Source organism: Pseudomonas sp. YA1, assembly GCF_058680555.1.
This window is the reverse complement of record NZ_JBZWBG010000002.1, coordinates 282,496-305,669: the sequence shown is the minus strand read 5'-3', so window position 1 is coordinate 305,669 and position 23,174 is coordinate 282,496. Positions and strand designations below refer to the sequence as shown.

The 23,174-nt window shown below is 67.1% G+C and carries 18 protein-coding genes; 13 read left to right on the top strand and 5 right to left on the bottom strand.

Features of this window, described 5'->3' with window-relative positions; all coding sequences use genetic code 11:
* Positions 1-5 precede the first annotated feature (5 nt).
* Positions 6-1,247 carry an MFS transporter gene (locus AC4OR5_RS03745; RefSeq protein ID WP_033958387.1) on the top strand — a complete coding sequence of 414 codons (1,242 nt, stop codon included), beginning with the start codon at positions 6-8 and terminating at the stop codon, positions 1,245-1,247.
* Positions 1,248-1,333: 86 nt separating this feature from the next.
* Here the strand turns inward: AC4OR5_RS03745 and AC4OR5_RS03740 are convergent, their stop codons facing one another.
* Entirely contained in the window at positions 1,334-1,675 is a 342-nt protein-coding gene (locus AC4OR5_RS03740; protein ID WP_003092567.1) for an FKBP-type peptidyl-prolyl cis-trans isomerase, read from the bottom strand.
* A gap of 210 nt (positions 1,676-1,885) precedes the next feature.
* Between AC4OR5_RS03740 and AC4OR5_RS03735 the strand changes: the two genes are divergently transcribed.
* The gene (locus AC4OR5_RS03735) at positions 1,886-3,592 is read left to right on the top strand and encodes a WG repeat-containing protein (RefSeq protein WP_491952824.1); all 1,707 of its coding nucleotides are present in this window, start codon (positions 1,886-1,888) and stop codon (positions 3,590-3,592) included.
* A 78-nt stretch (positions 3,593-3,670) separates the two neighbouring features.
* On the opposite strand, the gene AC4OR5_RS03730 is transcribed toward AC4OR5_RS03735, so the two are convergent.
* The 3 genes from AC4OR5_RS03730 to AC4OR5_RS03720 all read right to left on the bottom strand — a co-directional run bounded on the left by AC4OR5_RS03730 (position 3,671) and on the right by AC4OR5_RS03720 (position 7,422).
* Positions 3,671-4,474, bottom strand: a complete 804-nt coding sequence (locus AC4OR5_RS03730) for a PA3715 family protein (protein ID WP_003137956.1) — start codon at positions 4,472-4,474, stop codon at positions 3,671-3,673.
* Positions 4,475-4,594: 120 nt separating this feature from the next.
* Positions 4,595-5,236 (bottom strand): two-component system response regulator TtsR, encoded by a 642-nt coding sequence (gene ttsR / locus AC4OR5_RS03725; protein ID WP_058161250.1) that lies wholly within the window; start codon positions 5,234-5,236, stop codon positions 4,595-4,597.
* A gap of 323 nt (positions 5,237-5,559) precedes the next feature.
* Positions 5,560-7,422, bottom strand: a complete 1,863-nt coding sequence (locus AC4OR5_RS03720) for a flavin monoamine oxidase family protein (protein WP_058161247.1) — start codon at positions 7,420-7,422, stop codon at positions 5,560-5,562.
* A gap of 321 nt (positions 7,423-7,743) precedes the next feature.
* Here AC4OR5_RS03720 and AC4OR5_RS03715 point away from each other — a divergent pair, with 321 nt between their 5' ends.
* Positions 7,744-8,439: a tellurite resistance TerB family protein gene (locus AC4OR5_RS03715; RefSeq protein WP_058161246.1), complete on the top strand. Its 696-nt coding sequence runs from the start codon at positions 7,744-7,746 to the stop codon at positions 8,437-8,439.
* 36 nt (positions 8,440-8,475) lie between these two features.
* On the opposite strand, the gene AC4OR5_RS03710 is transcribed toward AC4OR5_RS03715, so the two are convergent.
* Positions 8,476-9,381 carry a LysR family transcriptional regulator gene (locus AC4OR5_RS03710; RefSeq protein WP_003092552.1) on the bottom strand — a complete coding sequence of 302 codons (906 nt, stop codon included), beginning with the start codon at positions 9,379-9,381 and terminating at the stop codon, positions 8,476-8,478.
* A 171-nt stretch (positions 9,382-9,552) separates the two neighbouring features.
* Here AC4OR5_RS03710 and AC4OR5_RS03705 point away from each other — a divergent pair, with 171 nt between their 5' ends.
* The 10 genes from AC4OR5_RS03705 (at position 9,553) to prfB (ending at position 22,995) form a co-directional block, all read left to right on the top strand.
* Positions 9,553-11,226: a GMC family oxidoreductase gene (locus AC4OR5_RS03705; protein ID WP_003137963.1), complete on the top strand. Its 1,674-nt coding sequence runs from the start codon at positions 9,553-9,555 to the stop codon at positions 11,224-11,226.
* A 108-nt stretch (positions 11,227-11,334) separates the two neighbouring features.
* The gene (locus tag AC4OR5_RS03700; protein ID WP_003109626.1) at positions 11,335-12,954 is read left to right on the top strand and encodes an MFS transporter; all 1,620 of its coding nucleotides are present in this window, start codon (positions 11,335-11,337) and stop codon (positions 12,952-12,954) included.
* A 266-nt stretch (positions 12,955-13,220) separates the two neighbouring features.
* Positions 13,221-14,849: a Wsp signal transduction system chemoreceptor WspA gene (gene wspA / locus AC4OR5_RS03695; RefSeq protein WP_058161245.1), complete on the top strand. Its 1,629-nt coding sequence runs from the start codon at positions 13,221-13,223 to the stop codon at positions 14,847-14,849.
* A 4-nt stretch (positions 14,850-14,853) separates the two neighbouring features.
* Positions 14,854-15,369, top strand: coding sequence for a chemotaxis protein CheW (locus AC4OR5_RS03690; RefSeq protein WP_022579730.1), 516 nt, complete (start codon positions 14,854-14,856; stop codon positions 15,367-15,369).
* Complete coding sequence (locus AC4OR5_RS03685; protein ID WP_031632554.1) at positions 15,366-16,634, top strand: CheR family methyltransferase; 1,269 nt, start codon at positions 15,366-15,368, stop codon at positions 16,632-16,634. The genes AC4OR5_RS03690 and AC4OR5_RS03685 overlap by 4 nt, the downstream gene beginning before the upstream one ends.
* Positions 16,627-17,316 (top strand): chemotaxis protein CheW, encoded by a 690-nt coding sequence (locus tag AC4OR5_RS03680; protein ID WP_003103738.1) that lies wholly within the window; start codon positions 16,627-16,629, stop codon positions 17,314-17,316. Before AC4OR5_RS03685 ends, AC4OR5_RS03680 begins: the two co-directional genes overlap by 8 nt.
* Positions 17,313-19,622, top strand: a complete 2,310-nt coding sequence (gene wspE / locus AC4OR5_RS03675; protein WP_058161244.1) for a Wsp signal transduction system sensor histidine kinase WspE — start codon at positions 17,313-17,315, stop codon at positions 19,620-19,622. Before AC4OR5_RS03680 ends, wspE begins: the two co-directional genes overlap by 4 nt.
* Entirely contained in the window at positions 19,619-20,626 is a 1,008-nt protein-coding gene (gene wspF / locus AC4OR5_RS03670) for a Wsp signal transduction system protein-glutamate methylesterase WspF (RefSeq protein ID WP_003092534.1), read from the top strand. The genes wspE and wspF overlap by 4 nt, the downstream gene beginning before the upstream one ends.
* A gap of 107 nt (positions 20,627-20,733) precedes the next feature.
* Positions 20,734-21,777 carry a Wsp signal transduction system regulator diguanylate cyclase WspR gene (gene wspR, locus AC4OR5_RS03665; protein WP_003092531.1) on the top strand — a complete coding sequence of 348 codons (1,044 nt, stop codon included), beginning with the start codon at positions 20,734-20,736 and terminating at the stop codon, positions 21,775-21,777.
* 122 nt (positions 21,778-21,899) lie between these two features.
* Positions 21,900-22,995 (top strand): peptide chain release factor 2 gene (gene prfB, locus AC4OR5_RS03660; protein WP_010895661.1). Its coding sequence is split into 2 segments (ribosomal slippage): positions 21,900-21,971 and positions 21,973-22,995, totalling 1,095 coding nucleotides; the frame shifts between segments, so codons are not numbered across the junction.
* Positions 22,996-23,174 lie beyond the last annotated feature (179 nt).

Genomic DNA, 23,174 nt, shown 5'->3' with positions numbered 1-23,174 from the left:
CAACGATGGATAGCCCGTCCACTCCCGCTCGTCCGCACCCCCAGGCCAGCCCGCGATGGCTGGCAGTTGCCAATGTGATCTTCGCCGGCATCGCCGCCGCCCTGCATGTCGGCAAGGCGACCATCGCCCTGCCGTCGCTGCAACGGAGCTTCGGCGGCGACCTCGCCGCGCTGAGCTGGATCATGTCCGCCTTTCCGTTCGTCGGCGTATTCGGCGGCATCGCCGCTGGCCTCCTGGTGCGTCGCTGGGGAGATCGCCGGCTGCTGACCGGCGGACTGGCGATTCTCGGCGGAGCGAGCCTGCTCGGTGCGTCGATGCAGGACTTCGCCTGGTTGCTCGCCACTCGCTTCGTCGAGGGGCTCGGTTTCCTCATCGTGGTGGTGGCGGCGCCCGCCGTGTTGCACAGGATCACCAGCGAGACGCGGCGCAGCGTGGTGTTCGGTCTGTGGAGCACCTTCATGGCAGGCGGAATCGCCCTCTCGATGCTGTTCGGGCCGCTGCTCGCGGACTGGCGCGCCGACTGGCAACTGAGCGCACTGCTGGTACTGGTCGCGGCGCTGCTGCTGCCGCTCAGCGTCCCTGCCGACGATGGGCGCAGGGCGGCAGGCGTGAGGCCGGCCGGTCTTGGCACGTTGCTCAAGGTTCCGGCGATCACCCTGCTGGCGCTCGGCTTCACCACCTACAACCTGCAGTTCTTCGCCCTGATGACGTTCCTCCCCGTGTTCCTCATGCAGCGCCTGGGTGTCGCCCTGGAGACTGCGGGACTCATCGGCGCGGCCATCGTCGCGGCGAACGCCCTGGGCAATGTCGCGGCGGGCTTCATCCTTTCCCGCGGCATACGTCCCGGCGCCTTGCTGGTGACCACCGCGATCCTGATGGGAGTCACCGGTGCGGCGTTCTTCCATGCCGCGACGCCGGGGCTCCTGGCGATTGCGCTGGGGTTCGTCTTCTCGGCGGTCGCCGGCATGCTTCCCACCACCGTGCTGGCGACCGCGCCGCTGGCCTCGCCCACGCCTTCGCTGACGCCACTGGCCATCGGCTGGGTAATGCAGGGCAACTACCTGGGGCAGGTGATCGGCCCCTTGCTGATCGGCCTGATCGTCAGCCGTTTCGACTGGTCGGGCGCGATCGGCCTGATGCTGGTCGCGGGCGCGGCGGGGGCCGTCCTGGGGTTCTGCCTGCTGCGTGTGCTGGACGGCCTGCCTCGCGCCATTGCCACGGGTTCCGCGGCTCGCCCCGCGGATTAGAAGAGAAACCGGCTTCGTGCAGGGCGGATAGTCGAGCGACTATTCGTCCTGCGCATGGCGGCCAGAGGCCGCCGCCGTCCCTCGGCTCAGTCGTCGCGGGTGAGCACTTCCAGCAGTTCGATCTCGAACAGCAGGTTGGAGTGGGGCTTGATGTGCGCGCCGACCTGCCGTTCGCCGTAGGCCAGGTGGGAAGGGACGAACAGCCGTCGCTTGCCACCGACTTTCATGCCCATCAGGCCCTGGTCCCAACCCTTGATCACTCGTCCGGTGCCGATCACGCACTGGAATGGCCGGCCGCGCTCGTAGGAGGAGTCGAACAGCGTGCCGTCTTCCAGGGTGCCCTTGTACTGGGTGGTGATCAGCGCACCCTTCACTACCTCCTTGCCGTCGCCCAGGAGGAGGTCTTCGATCTGCAGTCGGTCGTTCATGGGGCGGTACCTGCGCGGTTTGCGGAAAGCCGCGATTCTGCCAGCAAGCGCGCCGCCTGTCGCCGAGCCGACGGACCAGGGCATTGCCAGGCGGTCCGCGGCACGGGCATCATGCCCGCGCCTTTCCGCCGGGAAGGCTACCGCGTTCCGCGATGTCGCGCGCATCGCGGCTGGACACATATCTCAGGGATCATACGAGAACATATCCGCATGCAAAGACTGTCGCGTATCGGCCGCAACACCCTCGCCGTCTCCGTTTCCACCTTGCTCCTCAGCGCCTGCAACCAGGGCGACGATGCGCCGAAGCCTGCGGCGGTCGCGCCGCAACCGGCCGCACCGAGCATGGCTGCACTGAGCATCCCGCTATGCCTCAACGGCCAGTGCGCGGTGATCGACCAGGACGCCAAGCTGCTCGTGCCGTTCGACAACGACTACGACAATATCGTCGCCAGCGCCTACCAGGGCACCCTGATGGCGGCGCGCGAGGAGCGCTGGAACCTGATCCAGGCGAAGGACGGCAAGGTGTTGCGCGACGATATCGGCGAAGCCCTGTCGCTGCTCACCCCCGACCTCTATGGCTTCGTCCGCGATGGCAAGTACGGCGTGGTCGACGGCCAGGGCAAGGAAGTCCAGGCGCCGCGTTTCGACGACATCTACCCCAACAGTGCCAACGAATTCATCATCTACGAGATCGATGGCAAGCGCGGCATCCTCGATGCCAAGGGCAAGCAGCTCACCGAGGCGCTCTACGACACCACCCTGGTCAACGGCAGCGTCGCCGAACACGGCGGCTTGATCAGCGCCGAGCGTGGCGAGGAGAAGTGGATCATCAACCTCGCCACCGGCGAACAGAAGGCCGTGGCCTACGAGAGCCTGGGCGACCTCCACGACGGCGTGATGAGCGCCAGCGTCATCGGCAAGGGCTCCCAACTGGTGGATGCCAAGGGCGACGTGGTCGGTGACGGCAAGAGCTACGATTACCTGGGCACCCCGGCCAACGGCCTGGTCGCGTTCCGCGAGAAGTACGACAGCCCCTGTGGCTACCTCGACTACCAGGGCAAGGTGGTGATCGCCGCCCAGTTCGCCGGTTGCGGCGCCTTCGGCAAGCAGGGCGGGCTGGCCCAGCAGCGCATGGAAGATGGCTCGTCGGGCAAGTACGGCCTGATCGATCGCAGCGGCGCCTGGAAGGTGCAGCCGCAGTACGATTCGGCCGACAGCGCCGGCCTCACCGCGCTTGGCTACACCGTCGACGTGCCCGGGCTGGCTGCCGTCGGCGTGAGCACCGGCCTGTTCAGCGCCGACTTCGGCATCTTCAACCTCGACGAAGGCAGCGAGTGGGTGAAGCCGGGTTATGCGCAGATCGGCGCGCTGGGCAACGACCTGTTCGTCGTGGCGAAGAAGGGCGGGCCGCAGAAGACCGTCAGCTTCATGGGTTCGGAAAGGCAGGTGCCGGTGGTGGGCCTGATGGACCGCAGCGGCAAGATGCTGCTGGAGCCGGGCGAACTGATCAGCATCCAGTCTGCGTATGACGGTCGTTTCCTGGAAGCTCTCGACGGTATGGACAACGCTGCCCACACCGTGTTGCTCGATCGCCAGGGACGCACGCTGGTTCCGGCGCTCTGGCAGAAGCTGGAGGTGAATCCGCAGCAGGGTTACATCCTGGGCTACGAAGTCAGCGGCACTGGCGACGAGGCGACGGAAACCTTGCGCGCACTGTACGACCTGAACGGCAAGCCGCGCTTCACCGTGGCCACCACCGATTGCGGCGCCGAACAGTTGCTCGACGGCAATGGCAAGGCGATCTGGCCGCAGGACCCGACGCCGTATTGCCAGTCGGACGACGAGCAGGGCGACGAAGGCGAGCCGGAGCAGGAGCCGGCGCCCGCCGAAGAGAGCGAGGAAACCAGCGAGAGCTGAGTTCCCTGCGCGCGTCCGCCCCTTGCGGCGGGCGCGCGGTTCCGCTGTTTCGCCGTGGCTGGTGGCCACGGCCTTCCCTCACTGGCGGTGCCAGAAGTCCGAATACTCCTCGAACGGGTAGCGCTCGCCGTCGTAGCGCAGCGTGCGCTTCACCGTGCGCAAGGGTTTGCCGTTCTCCGTTTCGCCGTCGCTGACCCGCGAGGTGACGACCAGGTCGGCAAAGCCGTTGGAGCGTCCGCGGCCGAGTTCCAGGGTCAGGTGCGAGACTTCCTGTTCGAACCCCGGCTCGGCGGAGCAGACCGAGCCTTTCAGCGTCCTCCACTGGTCCAGGTAGGTGTTGAGCACCGGCCGCAGCTTGCCGTCGCCGGCCGGCACCACCAGGGTCAGCAGGTTGTCGAAGCCGGCTTCCGGACAACTGGCGCCACGCGCCACGCTATGGAATACCACGCCGAAGGCGCGCACCGTCGGGCTCAGGCGATAGCGTGCGGTGTCCAGCCAGAGGCTGTCGCTGCCGACGGCGACGGACGCGTCTTCTTCGAAGTCGCTGTCGTAGCGTTCGAGCAGCCTGCCGCTGCGGCTGTCGGCCTTGGCCAATAGCAGATGCGGGTGGCGTTCGCCTTCCACGGCGGTGTCGCCCGGATCCAGGTAGGCCATGGCGATCACCGTCTGCGCGGGGTCGTCCGGCCAGGGCTTGCAGGCCACGGCGAGGAACGGACCGGAAGATTCGTACGAAGGGGCTATCCAGCCATCGTGGCCGACCTGCCTGGCTACGGCGTCAAGCAGTCGCGACGCGCAGGGCTGCGGTTCGCGGGCTTCGGCCTGGCTGGCGAGTCCCAGCAGCAGGAGGCAGAGTCGGGCGGAGAGGCGGCGGTTACGGTCCATGTGAAAAGAGTCCTTTGGCGGAGGCGGGCACGGAAGACGCCCGGCGCTGCGGGACATTCTAGCTGCTGCGCGGACCTTGCGAAGCGGGCTGGCGGGGCGGACATATCGCGGCCGCGCTGCTCAGGCCAGGCCGTTTTCCCGGATGTAGATAAAGAGTCCGGCATTGCTGTCCAGGCCAAGCTTGCGCATGGCGCTGCTCTTTTGCGCGCTGATGGTCTGCTTGCTGCGGCACAGTCGGATGGCGATTTCCCCGACCGCCAGGCCGCTGCCGTACAGGCGCAGCACTTCCACTTCGCGCGGGGTGAGTTGTTCGAGGCTGGCCAGCGGCTTGCCGTGCTCGGCTTCGCCCACTTCCAGCAGGTGTGCGATGGAGCGCGAGATGAATGGTCGACGGCCGGCGTGGCGGATCGCCTTGGGCAGATCGTCGAGCATGCCGCGTTTGCTCACCAGGCCGTGAATGCCCAGCTTGAGCAGGGATGAAACGAGTGCCGGGTTGCCGAGCATGGTGACGACGATGATCGGCAGGTCCGGATAGCGCCGCCGGACCTTCTGCACCAGGTGCAAGCCGTCGGCCTGCTGGCTGCCGGGCATCATCAGGTCGGTGATCAGCAGGTCGCAGGGGTGCGCTTCGAGCTGCGCCAGCAAGCCATCGGCGTCCTGGGCCTGGGCGACGATCCGCAGGTCGTCGTACGCACTCAGCAGATAGCGCATGCCGATCAGGGTGAGGGCGTGGTCGTCGACGAGGATGACGCGTGTTTTCATGAAATCGAACCCGATCGAGGTGGAGGTTTCCGCAGCGGCTACCGGCAACGCCGACAGGCGGATAATCCGCCAGGAGGCAGCTCCGGACGGGCTCGAATTCTAGCGATGGTGTCTGTCGGTTTAATCAGGACTTTTCTGAATGCTAGTAGGAAATTTCCTATGTGTTTTCCCTAGGTTATTTCGAGGGGAGGCCGAGAAACATAGGGTCTTTGAACGGCTTTCGTGGAGTAGGGGTTGAAATCTCTGTCAGTACATTTCTGTCAGTCTTGCTGGACATCGGAAGGGCGCGACGGCAGCGCGGGTCCCGCTGCCGTCGCCGTCCTTCAACCCAATTCGCGGACTGCCCGCACCGCCTGGTCGATGGCGGCATGGGCGTAGGCATCCCAGGCCGCATCCGAGTTGGCGATGGTGACATTGCCGACCTTGCTTCGCGCCAGTTCCATCAGCGCTTCGCTTTCCGCCTCGTCGTCGTAGAGGGTATTCATGAAGTAGGAGTAGCCGTGCGACCAGCGGTTCACGGTGATGCCGGTGATGTCGCGACGGTGGTCGAAGCCGGCCGGGCCGAGCATGGCCTGGAGCTGGTCGCGGATGTCCTTTTCCAGTTGCTCGAAGCTCATCGCGTAGAGCTTGCTGCGGCCTACGCGAGCCTGGGTGCGGGCGTCCATGCCGGCGTTCGGGGTGGTCGGCACGTAGACCATGTGCACGCCGATCGGCTGCCGCGGGTCGCGCGGGTGCCGGTAGCTGTCGAGGTCGACCGGGAAGTCCAGCTTGATCCGCGAGTAGGGCAGGGTCGGCGCGTAGATCTCGTGGATGCCGAGGGTCTTCCAGGCCTGCCAGTTGCGCAGCAATACCTTGGTGTACACCAGCGGGAACTTGACGTTCTGGCTCAGCGCGTGGGCCTGCTCCTCGGAGAGGTCGCGCAGCAGGTACGGCACCATCATGTTGTAGCAGGCCATCACGCAGTGCTTGCCGCGTACCCGGTGTAGGCGGCCGGCGCGGCTGTAGCCGACATCGACGCCGCCGGCGCGGTTGCGCACGCTGACGGCGGTGCTGTTCAGGCGCAGGCGCACCGGGTGCCCGGCGAGGTCCAGCTTCGAGTAGTCGAAGCGGGCCATGACGATGTCCTCCATGCCTCGGCCCGGCGCCACCGCGGGGATCAGGTCGCGCACCATGAGCCGAGCCAGCGAGGCGTTGCCGTCGGGGAAATGGTAGATGTACGGCTCGTCCATTTCCGCCTGGGCCTCCTCGCTGGGTTGCGGCAGGCCGAGGGCGTCGAAGCCGGGGAAGCCGGCGGCGTATGCGTCGGCCGCCGGCAGGGCGTCGGCGCCGAGGGCAGAGAAGTCGTTGCTGCGGCCCTGGAAGTACTTCACCGAGGTTTCCGAGAGCCCGACGTTCTTGAGCAGGTAGTCGCGGTAGCTGGTCTTCGCCAGGTAGGTTTCCTTCTCTTCCACGTTCTTGCCGGCAAGATAGTCGCGAGGTGATTCGTACAGCGCGATGAGCGCCTCCCGGTCTTCGCGGCTCAGCGGAAAGTCGCCGATGAAGGCGCGCCAGGAGCGGGCATTGAGACGATCGCGGGGGACCTCGTCGGCAACCATCGGCGTCGGGTCACCGCTGACCAGCTTGTCCACGCCGAAGCTGGCCTTGTCGAAGAACACCGCGCGGGACAGGCCCAGGCCGGGGTAGAAGTCGGTGTCGAAGGCTGTCTCGAAGCGCTTGAGCTCGACGCCCAGGCGTTTCAGCAGGTGTTTGGCGTCTTCGCTGTAGAGGGCGTTCGGCGATTGCAGCGACTCGCTGCCGCCGTAGCCGAGGATGGTGCGCCCGCCGGCCTGGAATTCGTTGCGCTTGGCATGGCCGCCGAAGTCGTCGTGGTTCTCGATGACGAGGATGCGCGCCGCGGGGTGCCGTTCGCGATAGAACCAGGCGGCGGCGAGGCCGCTGATGCCGCCGCCGACCACCACCAGGTCGTATTCCTCTTCGATCGGCAGGTGGTCGACATCGAAGGTCTTCTTCTCCCAGCCCATCTGGTGTGCGACTTCGAAGGCGCCCGGATGGCTACCGCGCAGGCCGGTGAGCGCGGGCGGATAGTAGCGGCCGCCGGGGGCGGCGCGGAGGATCTCGGCGGGGGTCAGGCCTGCGGCGATGGTCAGGGCTACGCCGTTCAGGAAGTCGCGGCGGGAGATGGTCATGGGAAGTCCTTTGCGAGGCAGTGGGTGGCTCGGGGGAGCCATGTTCACAGATTGCTGTTGCGAATGCGCGCGGAGCGGCTGGCGTCGGACGCCGACCCGCAGTCGCGGGCGGGCGCGGAGTTTAGAGGGCCATGCCGGCGCGTCGAAGGGCTTTCTGCTGGCACTAGGCCTCTATCTGGAGAAATGTGACATGTGTCGCGCTTTGCCACGGTGTCCGCGGAGGCCGGCAATATCTCGAAGCAAACTCCCGGCGGGCAGCGCGGACGCGAAGGGCTAGAGTCGGTCGAATCCGGTTGTTACCGAACGTCCTGGAGGTTCCTCATGAATACCCGTGGTTTGCTCGACCAATTGCTCAAGTCCGGGCAGGAAATGTTGCAGAACAAGTCCGGCGGCAAGCCCGGCGCCAGCGGCGGCGGACAGCTCGGCAGCCTGCTTTCCGGCGCCGGCGGCGGAGCCCTGGCGGCCGGCGCCATCGGCCTGCTGCTGGGAAACAAGAAGGCGCGCAAGTTCGGCGGCAAGGCGATCACCTACGGCGGCCTCGCCGCTCTCGGGGTGATCGCCTACAAGGCCTACAACAACTGGCAGCAGCAACAGAACGGCGCCGCGCCGCAGGCGCAGCCGCAGACCGTCGACCGCCTGCCGGAAGTCCAGGCCGAAGTGCATAGCCACGCGATCCTCCAGGCCATCGTCGGTGCGGCCAAGGCCGACGGCCACATCGACGAGCGCGAACGGCAGATGATCGAAGGCGAGGTGGCCAAGCTGACCAGCGACCGCGAGGTGCAGGGCTGGCTGGAGCGCGAGCTGAACAAGCCGCTGGACCCGGCCGAGATCGCCCGTGCCGCGAGCACCCCGGAGATCGCCGCGGAGATGTACCTGGCCAGCCTGCTGATGGTCGACGAGGAAAGCTTCATGGAGCGCTCCTACCTCGAGGAGCTGGCGCGGCAGCTGCGCCTGGAACCCTCGTTCAAGCTGGAGCTGGAGAACCAGGCCAGACAGGCGCTGCAACGCCTGGCCTGAGACGGCGGAGTGTCGTTCCGCGGATAACCGCCGCCATCATGGCGGCGGCGTTGCCGAAGGGCCGAGCAGAACCTCTCGCTCGCGCTGGCACAGCTCCAGCAGGAAGTCCCAGACCACCCGCAGGCGCACCGAGCGGTGCAGCTCCCGCCGGGTGCTCATCCAGTACTCGCGCTGGATGCTTTCCTCGGGCAGCACCGGTACCAGCAACGGATCGCGGCTACCCATGAAGTGCGGCAGGATCGCCAGGCCGATGCCGGCCTGTGCCGCCTGCTGCTGGGCGACCACGCTGGTGCTGCGGAACACGACCTGCGGGTGGCGGCAGAAACTGTGGTGGAACATCAGTTCCTGGCTGAACAGCAGGTCGTCGACGTAGCCGATCCACTGGTGCCTGCCGAGGTCGTCGCGGTCGCGCAGCGGCGGCGCCTGTTCCAGGTAGGCGGGGCTGGCGAACAACGCCAGGCGATAGCGGGTCAGCAGGCGGGTGATCACCAGGTCGGCGCTCGGCCGGTCTAGGGAGATGGCGATGTCCGCTTCGCGGTTGGTGATGCTGACGAAGCGCGGCACCGAGACCAGCTCGACCTCCAGGCCCGGGTAGTGGCGCATCAATTGCGCCAGGCGCGGAGCGAGGAAGACGCTGCCGAGGCCTTCGGTGACGCCGATGCGGATCTGCCCCAGCGGCGAGATGCTCTGGCTCATTTCTTCCTGGGCGAGCAGCGCGGTGTTCTCCATCGCCTCGGCGTGCTTGAGCAGCGCCTGGCCGGCCGGAGTCAACTGGTAGCCGCCGGTGTGCTGGGCGAACAGTTGGGTGCCGAGGTCGCGCTCGATGTTCTCGATGTGCCGGGCCACCGTGGCGTGAGTGGTGCCGAGACGCTTGGCGGCGGTCAGCAGGCGACCGCTGCGCTGCAACTCGAGGAAGAAACGCAGGTCATTCCAGTCGAACATGGGGAGCGCCTTCTGCCGGGCCGAGGGGGCGTTGTTAGAAAACGAACAATAGCTGCCCCGAAACGTTTGTTTTTTTATCGCGAATGAACGACTAGCCTCAAGCCGTTCGAGACTTGCCGGTCATCCGCAGGTCCGACGGCCCATCACAAGAACGACAAGACGAGGCTCGCCATGCCCGAGGTACTGGATACCTACGACTACCTCATCGTCGGCGCCGGACCTGCCGGCTGCCTGCTGGCCAACCGGCTTTCCGCCGACCCTGCCAACCGTGTCCTGCTGCTGGAAGCCGGCGGTCCGGACAACTATCCCTGGATCCACATTCCCGTCGGCTACCTCTACTGCATCGGCAACCCGCGTACCGACTGGTGCTTCGACACCGACGAGGTCCCCGGGCTCAACGGTCGTTCCCTGAAGTACCCGCGCGGCAAGGTGCTCGGAGGATGCTCCTCGATCAATGGCATGATCTACATGCGTGGCCAGGCCCGCGACTACGACCAGTGGGTGGCCGAAGGCAATCCGGGCTGGAGCTGGAGAGAGCTGCTGCCGCTGTTCCGCAGGATGGAGGACCATTTCGCCGGGACCAGCGAAATGCACGGCGCCGGCGGCGAATGGCGGGTAGAACGCCAGCGGCTCTCCTGGAAGCTGCTCGATGCCTTCCAGCAGGCGGCGGCGCAGACCGGAATCGCCAGCGTCGAGGATTTCAACGGTGGCGACAACGAAGGCTGCGGCTACTTCCAGGTCAACCAGCGCGGCGGGGTGCGCTGGAATGCCTCGAAAGGCTTCCTGCGCGGCATCGCCCAGCGCGCCAACCTGACGGTTCTGACCCATGCCGAAGTCCAGCGGGTGCTCCTCGAGGACGGCCGCGCCAGGGCCCTGTCGGTCCGTTGGCAGGGCCGCGAGCAGCGCTTCGAGGCGCGCCGCGAGATCGTCCTGAGCGCTGGCGCGATCGGTTCGCCGTGCCTGCTGCAACGCTCCGGGATCGGCCCGCGGGACCTGCTGGAGCGGCTCGGTGCCGGGGTCGTCCACGAGTTGCCCGGGGTCGGCGGTAACCTCCAGGATCACCTGCAACTGCGCATGATCTACAAGGTCGACGGCGTTCCCACCCTCAACCAGATCGCCGGCAGCCTATGGGGCAAGCTGGGCATGGGCCTGCGCTACCTGGCGAGCCGCAGCGGGCCGTTGTCGATGGCGCCGAGCCAACTGGGCGCCTTCGCCCGCTCCGATCCGCAGCAGCCCTCGGCCAACCTCGAATACCACGTCCAGCCGCTCTCGCTGGATCGCTTCGGCGAGCCGCTGCATGCCTTCCCGGCGTTCACCGCGTCGGTCTGCGACCTGCGTCCGCACAGCCGGGGAACGGTGCGCATCCGCTCGCTCGACCCGGGCGAGGCGCCGTCGATCCAGCCCAACTACCTGAGCGATCCGCGCGACCTGAAGGTCGCTGCCGACGCCATACGCCTGACCCGCCGCATCGCCGCCGCGCCGGCGCTGGCCGCCTTCCGTCCGCAGGAGTACAAGCCCGGCCCGGAATACCGCAGCGAAGAGGATCTGCAGCGCGCCGCGGCGGAGATCGGCACCACCATCTTCCACCCTGCCGGCACCTGCCGCATGGGCCAGGGGCCGCAAGCGGTGGTGGATGCGCAATTGAGGGTGCACGGAATCCCCGGCCTGCGTATCGCCGATGCCTCGATCATGCCCAGCCTGACCTCCGGCAACACCTGTTCGCCGGTGCTGGTGATCGCCGAGAAGGCGGCGCAGATGATTCTCGCCGAGCGCCGCCGCGAGGCCGCGCCGCAGGTCGTCGAAAGCGCCATGGCTACCGGCGGCAAGGAGGCGGTGGAGGCCTGAGGATCGCTACACCCCGTATCGCGTGGCGCCCGGCGCCGCAGCGGTCGACGCTGAAAACGGAAATGGCAGACAACAATAAGAGCCCCCACAAGGGGCGGGAGAGCCGCAATGACCGAGTACGCAACGACCCCTTCCTACACAGTGCCTGCGACCACGCCCCAGGAGGAGCGCAAGGTGATCTTCGCCTCCTCGCTGGGCACGGTCTTCGAGTGGTACGACTTCTTCCTCTACGGCGCCCTGGCGGCGGTGATCAGCAAGCAGTTCTTCGCCGGCGTCAACGACACCACCGCCTTCATCTTCGCCCTGATGGCCTTCGCCGCCGGCTTCCTGGTGCGGCCCTTCGGCGCGCTGGTGTTCGGCCGCCTGGGCGACATGATCGGGCGCAAGTACACCTTCCTGGTGACCATCCTGCTGATGGGGCTGTCGACCTTCGCCGTCGGCCTGCTGCCCACCTATGCCTCGATCGGTGTCGCCGCGCCGATCATCCTGGTCACCTTGCGCATGCTCCAGGGCCTGGCCCTGGGCGGCGAGTACGGCGGCGCGGCGATCTACGTCGCCGAGCACGCCCCGGCGAACAAGCGCGGTAGCTACACCAGCTGGATCCAGTCCACCGCGACCCTCGGCCTGTTGCTCTCGCTGCTGGTGATCCTGGCTTGCCGCCAGTTGACCGGCGACGAGTTCGAGACCTGGGGCTGGCGCCTGCCATTCCTGCTGTCCATCGTCCTGCTGGGCATTTCCACCTGGATCCGCCTGTCCATGCGCGAGTCGCCGGCGTTCCTCAAGATGAAGGCCGAGGGCAAGGTCAGCAAGGCGCCGCTGCGCGAGTCCTTCACCCAGTGGGGCAACCTCAAGGTGGTGCTGACCGCGCTGTTCAGCATCAATGCCGGCCAGGCGGTGACCTTCTACACGGCGCAGTTCTACGTGCTGTTCTTCCTCACCCAGGTGCTCAAGGTCGATGGCGGCACCGCCAACGGTCTGCTGATCGTCGCCCTGGTGCTTGGCGCGCCGTTCTTCATCGTCGCCGGCTGGCTGTCCGACCGCATCGGTCGCAAGCCGGTGCTGCTGGCCGGCCTGCTGCTCGCCACGTTGTTCTACTTCCCGCTGTTCAAGGGCCTGACCCACTACGCCAACCCGGCCATCGACCAGGCCAGCCGGCAGTCGCCGATCAGCGTGGTGGCCGACCCGGCGACCTGCACCTTCCAGTTCGACCCGGTGGGCAAGGCGACCTTCGACAGCCCCTGCGACAAGGTCAAGACCTTCCTGGTCAAGGCCGGCCTGCCCTACTCGACGGTGGCGGCGCCCGCCGGCAGCGACGTCAGGATACGGGTCGGCGAGACCGAGATCGCCGGCTTCGACGCCGAAGCGATGGCGGCCGCGGTGAAGGCGGCAGGCTACCCGCAGCAGGCCGACGGTAGCCAGGTGAACAAGCCGATGGTGATCGCCATCATCTTCGCCCTGGTGCTGATCTCCACCCTCTGCTACGGCCCGCTGGCGGCGCTGATGGTCGAACTGTTCCCGACCCGCATCCGCTATTCCTCGCTGTCCCTGCCGTACCACATCGGCAACGGCTGGTTCGGCGGCTTCCTGCCCACGGTCTCGTTCGCCCTGGTGGTGTACACCGGCGACATCTTCTACGGCCTCTGGTATCCGGTGCTGATCACCGGCGGCAGCCTGGTCTGCGCCCTGCTGTTCCTCCGCGAAACCCGCCATACCGATATCCACCGGTGACATCGCGCCCCGTTCCCGGCATGGGGACGGGGCGCACATTCCCTCCGTGATGTGCCTGTCTTCTCAGAAAAGTCTGGCTTGCCAGTTTTCTTTCTTTGTCTTTCTGCCACACTTCTGGCGTCAAAAAACGCCTTTCCAGCGCCTACAATAGCGGGAAAACCCTATGGCGCTGCTTGCCGGTGCCGGGGACGGCCTATACAGTCCGCGCGATTGACGGGCCGTTGTGGCGGCAGGAACGAATCCGGACTCGAGTCTTGGGGAAAAATGTGAAGAACTGGACTGTTCGCCAGCGAATCCTGGCAAGTTTCGCCGTGATCATCGCGATCATGCTGCTGATGGCCGCTACTGCGTACGTGAAGATGTTGACGGTGGAAAAGGGCGCCTACCGTGTCCAGGACGACGCCATGCCGGGGATGTACTTCATCACCCTGGTACGCAGTTCGTGGACCGACAACTACCTGCAGACCCAGGAACTGTTCGGCGTCACCGACGACCACGAGCTGAGCAAGGCCGAGGCTGACAGCATCCTTGCCAGCGAGGAGCGCCTGGACCAGCAGATCGCCTCCTACCAGAAGACCATGAACCCGGAGGAGGCCCGCGACCACGAACTGCTCGCCGGTTTCCTGGGTGTGCGCAAGGCCTACCTGGAGCAGCACGACAAGGTGCTCGAGCTGTATCGCGAGAAACGCTTCGAAGAAGCCGGCAAGCTCGTCGCCGGCCCGTTGACCGAGCACTGGCGCGACGGTCGCAAGTACCTCAACGAGCTGATCGAGCTGAACAAGGACATCGCCGATCGCGCCTCGGAGAACATCGTCAACGCGGTGGACGACGCCGAACTGAGCATGCTGGTGACCCTGTTGCTGGCGGTGGTGGTAGCCGGCATCTGCGGGTTCCTGCTGTTGCGGGCGATCACCCAGCCGATCCAGAAGATCGTCCGCAGCCTCGACCTGATGGCCGGCGGCGACCTCACCGCGCGCCTGAACCTTGGCCGCCGCGACGAGTTCGGCGCCATCGAGACCGGTTTCAATGGCATGGCCGAGGAACTCAAGGGCCTGGTGTCGCAGGCCCAGCGTTCTTCGGTGCAGGTCACCACCTCGGTCACCGAGATCGCCGCGACCTCCAAGCAGCAGCAGGCCACCGCCACCGAAACCGCTGCGACCACCACGGAGATCGGCGCCACTTCTCGCGAGATCGCCGCCACCTCGCGCGACCTGGTGCGGACCATGAGCGAAGTCTCCGGTGCCGCCGAGCAGACTTCGACCCTGGCCGGTTCCGGCCAGTTGGGCCTGGCGCGCATGGAGGAAACCATGCACCACGTGATGGGCGCGGCCGACCTGGTCAACGCCAAGCTGGCGATCCTCAACGAGAAGGCCGGCAACATCAACCAGGTGGTCACCACCATCGTCAAGGTCGCCGACCAGACCAACCTGCTCTCGCTGAACGCCGCCATCGAGGCGGAGAAGGCCGGCGAGTACGGCCGCGGGTTCGCCGTGGTGGCCACCGAGGTGCGCCGGCTGGCGGACCAGACCGCGGTCGCCACCTACGACATCGAGCAGATGGTGCGCGAGATCCAGTCGGCGGTATCGGCCGGGGTGATGGGCATGGACAAGTTCTCCGAGGAGGTCCGCCGCGGTATCGCCGAGGTCGGCCAGGTCGGCGAGCAACTGTCGCAGATCATCCAGCAGGTGCAGGCGCTGGCGCCGCGGGTGCAGATGGTCAACGAGGGCATGCAGGCCCAGGCGACCGGTGCCGAGCAGATCAACCAGGCGCTGGTGCAACTGGGCGAGGCCACCGGGCAGACCGTGGAGTCGCTGCGCCAGGCCAGCTTCGCCATCGATGAGCTGAACCTGGTGGCGAACGGGCTGCGCAACGGCGTATCCCGCTTCAAAGTCTGAGGCTGTGACCGTGTCCCGCTCCACCGGCGATCATCGACGCACCAGCAAGCTGTTCCTGCTGTTCCGCATGGAAGGCGACCGCTATGCCCTGGATGCCCGCGAAGTGGTCGAAGTGCTGCCGCTGCTGCGCCTGAAGCGCATTCCGGAGGCGCCGGAATGGGTCGCCGGGGTGTTCTCCCATCGCGGCGTTCTGGTCCCGGTGCTCGACCTCTGCGCAATGGCCTTCGGCCGCGCGGCGCTGGCCCGCACCAGCACGCGCATCGTGCTGGTCGAATACCGCGCCCGCCAGGAGCGGGAGCCGGTCTGGCTTGGACTGATCCTCGAACAGGCCACCGATACCCTGCGCTGCGAACCGTCGGCGTTCCGCGACTATGGCCTGGACAACGGCGGGGCCCGCTATCTCGGCCCGGTCTATGAAGGACCACGGGGACTGGTGCAATGGGTGCGGGTCGAGGCATTGCTGCCCGACGAAGTGCGCGCCCTGCTGTTCCCGCCGGAGTGCGGCGAGGGGGCGGCATGAACGATCGCTTCGAACGCCTGCTCAAGAGCAGGATCGGCCTGGATGCCAGCTCGGTGGGCAGCGCGGTGATCGAGCGCGCGGTACGCCAGCGCATGAGCGGCCTCGCGCTGCACGACGAGGACGAATACTGGATGCGCCTGAACGGCTCGCCGGGCGAGGTGCAGGCGCTGATCGAAGCGGTGGTGGTGCCGGAGACCTGGTTCTTCCGCTACCCGGAGTCGTTCACCACCCTCGCCAGGCTGGCCTTCGAGCGCCTGCCGAGCCTGGGCGGCGGACGCGCGCTAAGGATCCTCAGCCTGCCCTGTTCCACCGGCGAGGAGCCGTATTCCATCGTCATGGCCTTGCTCGATGCCGGGCTCTCCGAGTACCTGTTCGAGGTCGACGCCCTCGACGTCAGCGCTCGGGTGATCGAGCGCGCCAGCCTCGGGGTGTACGGCAGGAATTCCTTTCGCGGCGATGAACTGGGGTTTCGCGACCGCCATTTCAGCGAGGTTGCCGATGGCTACCAGTTGGCCGAGCAGGTTCGCCGCAAGGTGCGCTTCCGCTGCGGCAATTTGCTCGATCCCGGGCTACTGGCGGGCGAGGCACCCTACGATTTCGTGTTCTGTCGCAACCTGCTGATCTATTTCGACCGCCCGACCCAGAGCGAGGTGGTCGAGGTGCTCAAGCGCCTGTTGCGGCCGGACGGCGCGATGTTCATCGGTCCGGCCGAGGCGAGCCTGCTCAGCCAGCACGGCATGCAGCCGATCGGTGTGCCGCTGTCTTTCGTGTTCCGCCGGACCAGCGAGGCGCCCCGCGGCGTGCGGCCCAAGGCGGAAAGCGACGGAGCGCGCCCGGTCGTTGCCGCCGCCGCGGAACGTGCGAGTGTTCGGCCTTCGCCGCCGCCACCGGCGAAACCGCGCCAACGCCTGTCCAGCCTGGTTCCGCCAGCCAGCGGCCAGCCCCTCGCCAGTCCCGTCGGCGAGTTCGACGAAATCGCCCGCCTGGCGGATGCCGGCCAGCATCGCGAGGCGCGCGCCGCCTGCGAGCGCCAACTGGCCGCGCGTGGGCCGTCGGCCACGGTCTTCTACTGGCTCGGGCTGCTCAGCGATGTCGCCGGGCAGGAGCAGGAAGCCCAGGATTTCTACCGCAAGGCCCTGTACCTGGAGCCGCAGCACGCCGAGGCGCTGGCGCACCTGGCGGCGCTGCTCGCCGCCCGCGGCGACCATGCCGGCGCCCGGCGCCTGCAGCAACGCGCGGCCCGTGGAGTGAACAAAGATGGTTGAGGCGAGCCTGACCTTGCTCGATACCCAACAGGTGGATGACTGCTGGAACCGCATTGGCGTGCATGGCGACAAGTCCTGCGAACGCCTGGCCGAGCATGTCCATTGCCGCAACTGCGAGGTTTACGCTGCCGCGGCGACCTACTTGCTGGACCGCATCGCCCTGCGCCAGGACCAGCTCGACAGCGCCGAAACGATGGACAGCCAGCGCGAACAGAGCGACCTCGGCGAGACGCGCTCGATCCTGGTGTTCCGCCTGGGCGAGGAGTGGTTCGGTCTGGCCACCGGCAGCCTGGTGGAAGTGGCGCCGATGAACCCTATCCATTCCCTGCCGCACCAGCGCTCGCGCGCCCTGCAAGGGGTGACCAACGTGCGCGGCGCGCTGGTCGCCTGTCTTTCCCTGGGCGAACTGCTGGATCTCGAACCCGGCGCCGCGCCGGTCAGCGAGCGCCGGGTGGTTCCGCGCATGCTGATCATTTCCGCCGCCGGCGGTCCGGTGGTGGCGCCGGTGGAGGAAGTCGACGGCATCCATGCGATTCCGCTGGCGCGGATACTGCCGCCCAACCACGCCGACGGCCAGGCCTCGCGCCGGCACGTGGCCGGCGTGCTGCAATGGCGCGAGCGGAGCATCACCCTGCTCGACGAAGGCCCTCTCCTGCAAGCCGTAGCGCGGAGCCTGGCATGACCCCGGACCAGATGAGAGACGCGTCGCTGCTCGAGCTGTTCCGGCTCGAGGCGGAGGCCCAGACCCAGGTGCTCAACGCCGGCCTGATGGCGCTGGAGCGCAGCCCGACCCAGGCCGACCAACTGGAAGCCTGCATGCGCGCCGCGCACTCGCTGAAAGGCGCGGCGCGGATCGTCGGGCTGGACGCCGGCGTGCGCGTGGCGCACGTCATGGAGGATTGCCTGGTGGAGGCGCAGGACGGACGCCTGCTCCTGCAATCGGAACATATCGATGCGTTGCTCCAGGGCTGCGACCTGTTGCTGCGTATCGGCACCCCGCCCGCCGGCGACGCAGGCTGGGCCGAAGGCGCCGGGCGGGAAGAGATCGACGGTCTGGTGCAGCGCCTCGAAGGCCTGGTGCGCAGCGGCCTGCCGCTGGCCCGCGCGGAGCTGCCGGCGACGACTCCCGGCCTGCCGGAAGCGGCCCCCGAGGCGCAGCCAGCGGCGTCAGCGGCCGCCAGCGACGACAACGACGAGGAGCCCGCCGGGCAGGCGGGCGGCGAACAGGCCGAGGAGCGCCGCAGCCGGGTCCTGCGGGTCACCGCCGAGCGCCTGGACCGGCTGCTGGATATCTCCAGCAAGTCGCTGGTGGAGTTCCAGCGCATCAAGCCGCTGGCTGATTCCCTGCAACGCCTGCGTCGCCTGCAGTCCAGCGCCAGCCGCGCGCTCGACGTGGTACGCGAGACGGTCCAGGAAACCGCCCTCGACCCGCAGGCCCAGGCCATGCTCGGCGAGGCGCGGCAACTGATCGGCGAATGCCAGCAGATGCTGGTGCAGCACATCGCCGATCTCGACGAGTTCGCCTGGCAGGGCGGCCAGCGCGCCCAGGTGCTCTACGACGCGGCGCTGGCCTCGCGGATGCGACCGTTCGCCGACGTCCTTAGCGGCCAGGCGCGGATGGTTCGCGACCTGGGCCGCTCGCTGGGCAAGCAGGTGCGCCTGCTGGTCGAGGGCGAAAGCACCCAGGTCGACCGGGATGTCCTGGAAAAACTCGAAGCGCCGCTCACCCACCTGCTGCGCAATGCCGTCGATCACGGTATCGAGGCGCCGGAAACCCGCCTCGCCGCCGGCAAGCCGGCCGAGGGCAGGATCACCATCCGCGCCCGCCACCACGCCGGCATGCTGGTCCTGGAACTGAGCGACGACGGCGGCGGCATCGATCTGCAGCGCCTGCGCGAGACCGTGCTCAATCGCCAGTTCGCCACCGCCGAGACCGCGGCGCAATTGAGCGAGGAGGAACTCCTGGCGTTTCTCTTCCTGCCCGGCTTCAGCATGCGCGAGCAGGTCACCGAGGTGTCCGGTCGCGGCGTCGGACTGGACGCCGTGCAGCACATGGTCCGCCAGTTGCGTGGCGGCGTGCGCATGGAGCAACGCCAGGGGCAGGGCACGCTGTTCCACGTCGAGGTGCCGCTGACCCTGTCCGTGGTGCGCAGCCTGGTGGTGGAGATCGGCGAGGAGGCCTACGCCTTTCCGCTGGCGCACATCGAGCGCATGTGCGAGCTGGAGGCGGAGGAGATCGTCCAGCTCGAAGGTCGCCAGCACTTCTGGTACGAGGGGCGCCATGTCGGCCTGGTCTCGGCTGCGCAACTGCTGCAGCGGCCCGAGAGCAGCCGCACCGAAGGGGCCATCCCGGTGGTGGTGGTGCGCGACCGCGATGCAGTCTACGGCGTCGCCGTGGAGCGTTTCGTCGGCGAGCGCACCCTGGTGGTGATGCCCCTAGATCCGCGCCTGGGCAAGGTGCGCGACGTTTCCGCCGGCGCCTTGCTGGACGACGGTTCGCCGGTGCTGATCCTGGACGTCGAGGACCTCCTGCATTCGGTCGGCAAGCTGCTCAGCAGCGGCCGCCTGGAGCGCATCGATCGCAGCCGACGGCAGGCCGGCGGGGCGCAACGCAAGCGCATCCTGGTGGTCGACGACTCGCTCACGGTGCGTGAGCTGGAACGCAAGCTCCTGCTCGGCCGCGGCTACGACGTGGCAGTGGCGGTGGATGGCATGGACGGCTGGAACGCCCTGCGCTCGGAGCATTTCGACCTGCTCATCACCGATATCGACATGCCGCGCATGGACGGTATCGAACTGGTCACCCTGGTGCGTCGCGACAGCCGCCTGCAGTCGCTGCCGGTGATGGTGGTGTCCTACAAGGATCGTGAGGAGGACCGTCGGCGCGGTCTCGACGCCGGCGCCGACTATTATCTGGCGAAGGCCAGTTTCCACGATGAGGCCTTGCTGGATGCCGTCGTCGTCCTGATCGGAGAAGCACAGGGTTGAGGATCGGAATCGTCAATGACATGCCGTTGGCCGTCGAGGCGCTGCGCCGCGCGCTGGCCTTCGAGCCGCAGCACCAGATCGTCTGGGTCGCCAGCAACGGTGCCGAGGCGGTGACCCAGTGCGCCGCCGATACGCCCGACGTGGTGCTGATGGACCTGCTCATGCCGGTGATGGACGGCGTCGAGGCAACTCGTCGGATCATGGCGGAAAGTCCTTGCGCGATCGTGATTGTTACCGTCGATATCGAGCAGAATGTGCACCGGGTTTTCGAAGCGATGGGATATGGCGCGCTCGATGCGGTGAACACGCCGGCGCTGGGCATCGGCAACCCGCAAACGGCGGCGGCGCCGTTGTTGCGCAAGATTCAGAACGTCGGCTGGCTGATCGGCCAGCGCGATAACCGCGGCAAGGTTCAGGTGGTGCCGCCGAAGGCCGGCGGGGCGCGCCAGCGTCTGGTGGCGATCGGCGCCTCGGCTGGCGGTCCGGCGTCGCTCGCGGTGTTGCTCAAGCAACTGCCGGCCAGTTTCAATGCCGCGGTGGTGCTGGTGCAGCATGTCGACGAGGTCTTCGCCGCCGGCATGGCCGAATGGCTGGCCAGCGAATCGAAGCTGCCGGTGCGCCTGGCGCGCGATGGCGAGCCGCCGATACCGGGGCAGATCCTGCTGGCGGGGACCAACAATCACATCCGCCTGTTGCGCAACGGTTCGCTGGTGTACACCGCCGAACCGCGTTCTTTCGTGTACCGGCCGTCCATCGACGTGTTTTTCGAGAGCGTGGCGAACTACTGGCGTGGCGACGCCGTGGGCGTGCTGCTGACCGGCATGGGCCGCGACGGCGCCCAGGGCCTCAAGCAGATGCGCGAGCGCGGCTTCCTCACCATCGCCCAGGACCAGGCCAGTTGCGCGGTCTACGGGATGCCGAAGGCCGCGGCGGCGATCGATGCCGCGGTGCAGATCCTTTCCCTGGAAAAGATCGCCCCGCGCCTGGCGGAGGTATTCGATTAGCCGGGCGCGAGTCCGGTCAGGCGCCAGGGTAGGCGCCGGCGCCCGCCGTGGCGGTGCGTGGAACAGCATTCAATTTGATACGAGGGGCCCCGGTCCCGGAGAGAAACATGCACAACCCTCATGAGAGCAAGACCGACCTGGGCGCCCCTCTGGACGGCGCGGTCATGGTACTGCTTGTCGATGATCAGGCCATGATCGGAGAGGCTGTGCGTCGCTCGCTGGCGAGCGAGGCGGGCATCGACTTCCACTTCTGTTCCGATCCGCAGCAGGCGGTGGCGGTGGCCAACCAGATCAAGCCGACGGTGATCCTCCAGGACCTGGTGATGCCCGGCGTCGACGGCCTCACGCTGCTCGCCGCCTACCGCGGCAACCCGGCGACCCGCGACATCCCGATCATCGTCCTGTCGACCAAGGAAGAGCCGACGGTGAAGAGCGCGGCGTTCGCCGCCGGCGCCAACGACTACCTGGTCAAGCTGCCGGACGCCATCGAGCTGGTGGCGCGGATCCGCTACCACTCGCGTTCGTACATCGCCCTGCAGCAACGCGACGAGGCCTATCGGGCGCTGCGCGAGAGCCAGCAGCAGTTGCTGGAGACCAACCTGGTGCTGCAGCGGCTGATGAACTCCGACGGCCTGACCGGGCTCTCCAACCGTCGTCACTTCGACGAATACCTGGAGATGGAGTGGCGCCGCTCGCTGCGCGAGCAGTCGCAACTGTCGCTGCTGATGATCGACGTGGACTATTTCAAGAGCTACAACGACACCTTCGGCCACGTCGCCGGCGACGAGGCCCTGCGCCAGGTCGCCGGGGCCATCCGCGAGGGCTGCAGTCGCTCCTCGGACCTGGCGGCGCGCTATGGCGGCGAGGAGTTCGCCATGGTCCTGCCGGGCACCTCGCCGGGCGGCGCGCGGCTGCTGGCGGAAAAGGTCCGGCGTACGGTGGAGAGCCTGCAGATCAGCCACGACCAGCCACGCCCGGGCTCGTACCTGACCGTCAGCATCGGCGTCAGCACCCTGGTGCCGGGCGGCGGCGGACAGACCTTCCGGGTTCTCATCGAGATGGCCGACCAGGCGCTCTACCAGGCCAAGAACAATGGCCGCAACCAGGTTGGCCTGATGGAACAGCCGGTGCCGCCAGCCCCGGCGGGCTGAGTGGCGCGCGGCGGCCATGCGTCGCCGGCCGGCATTAAATAGAGGCCGGCGTACTGCCCGCAGGGCGCAAGTGCAGTATACTTCGCAGCTTTTCGACGTTTTCCCGCGAGTGAGCGCCAGCCATGGAAATCAACCCGATCCTCAACAGCATCAAGGACCTCTCCGAGCGCACCCAGACCATTCGGGGGTATCTTTGACTACGATCAGAAGCATGATCGCCTGGTCGAAGTAAACCGCGAGCTTGAAGACCCCAACGTCTGGAACAACCCCGAATACGCCCAGAACCTCGGCCGCGAGCGCGCCCAGCTGGCGCAGGTGGTGGAAACCCTGGACGATCTGACCAGCGGCCTGGCCGATTCCCGCGACCTGCTGGACATGGCGGTCGAGGAAGACGACGAGGGCGCCGTCGACGACGTCGCCAACGAAGTCGAGCGTCTGCGCGAGATCCTCGAGAAGCTGGAGTTCCGCCGCATGTTCAGCGGCGAGATGGACCCGAACAACGCCTACCTGGACATCCAGGCCGGCTCCGGCGGCACCGAGGCCCAGGACTGGGCCAACATGCTGCTGCGCATGTACCTGCGCTGGGCCGACAAGCACGGCTTCGACGCCACTATCATCGAGCTGTCCGAGGGCGAGGTCGCCGGCATCAAGGGCGCCACCGTGCACATCAAGGGCGAGTACGCGTTCGGCTGGCTGCGCACCGAGATCGGCGTGCACCGCCTGGTGCGCAAGAGTCCGTTCGACTCCGGCAACCGTCGCCACACCTCGTTCACCGCGGTGTTCGTATCGCCGGAAATCGACGACAACATCGAGATCGAGATCAACCCGGCCGACCTGCGCATCGATACCTACCGCTCCTCCGGCGCGGGCGGTCAGCACGTGAACACCACCGATTCGGCGGTGCGGATCACCCACGTGCCGACCAATACCGTGGTGGCGTGCCAGAACGAACGCTCCCAGCACGCCAACAAGGACACTGCGATGAAGATGCTGCGGGCCAAGTTGTACGAGCTGGAAATGCAGAAGCGTACCGCCGCGTCCCAGGCCCTGGAGGACTCCAAGTCCGACATCGGCTGGGGCCACCAGATCCGCTCCTACGTGCTCGACCAGTCGCGGATCAAGGACCTGCGTACCGGTATCGAGCGCAGCGACTGCGACAAGGTGCTCGACGGCGATCTAGACGAATACCTCGAAGCCAGCCTCAAACAGGGGCTGTAAAGCTGCTGCGCCTGGCCAGGCCGCGTTGGAAAATGGTTCGGACTGCTCGTTTTTTACGATCGTGAACTCCGTGTCCTCGCCATTTCCCGCCTTGCCTGGCCGGCGTTCGCTACGCTTTTCGCCCCTGTTGCGCAATCCGTTTCCACAGGCAAGAGAGCCTAACCAGGAACCACCAAGAC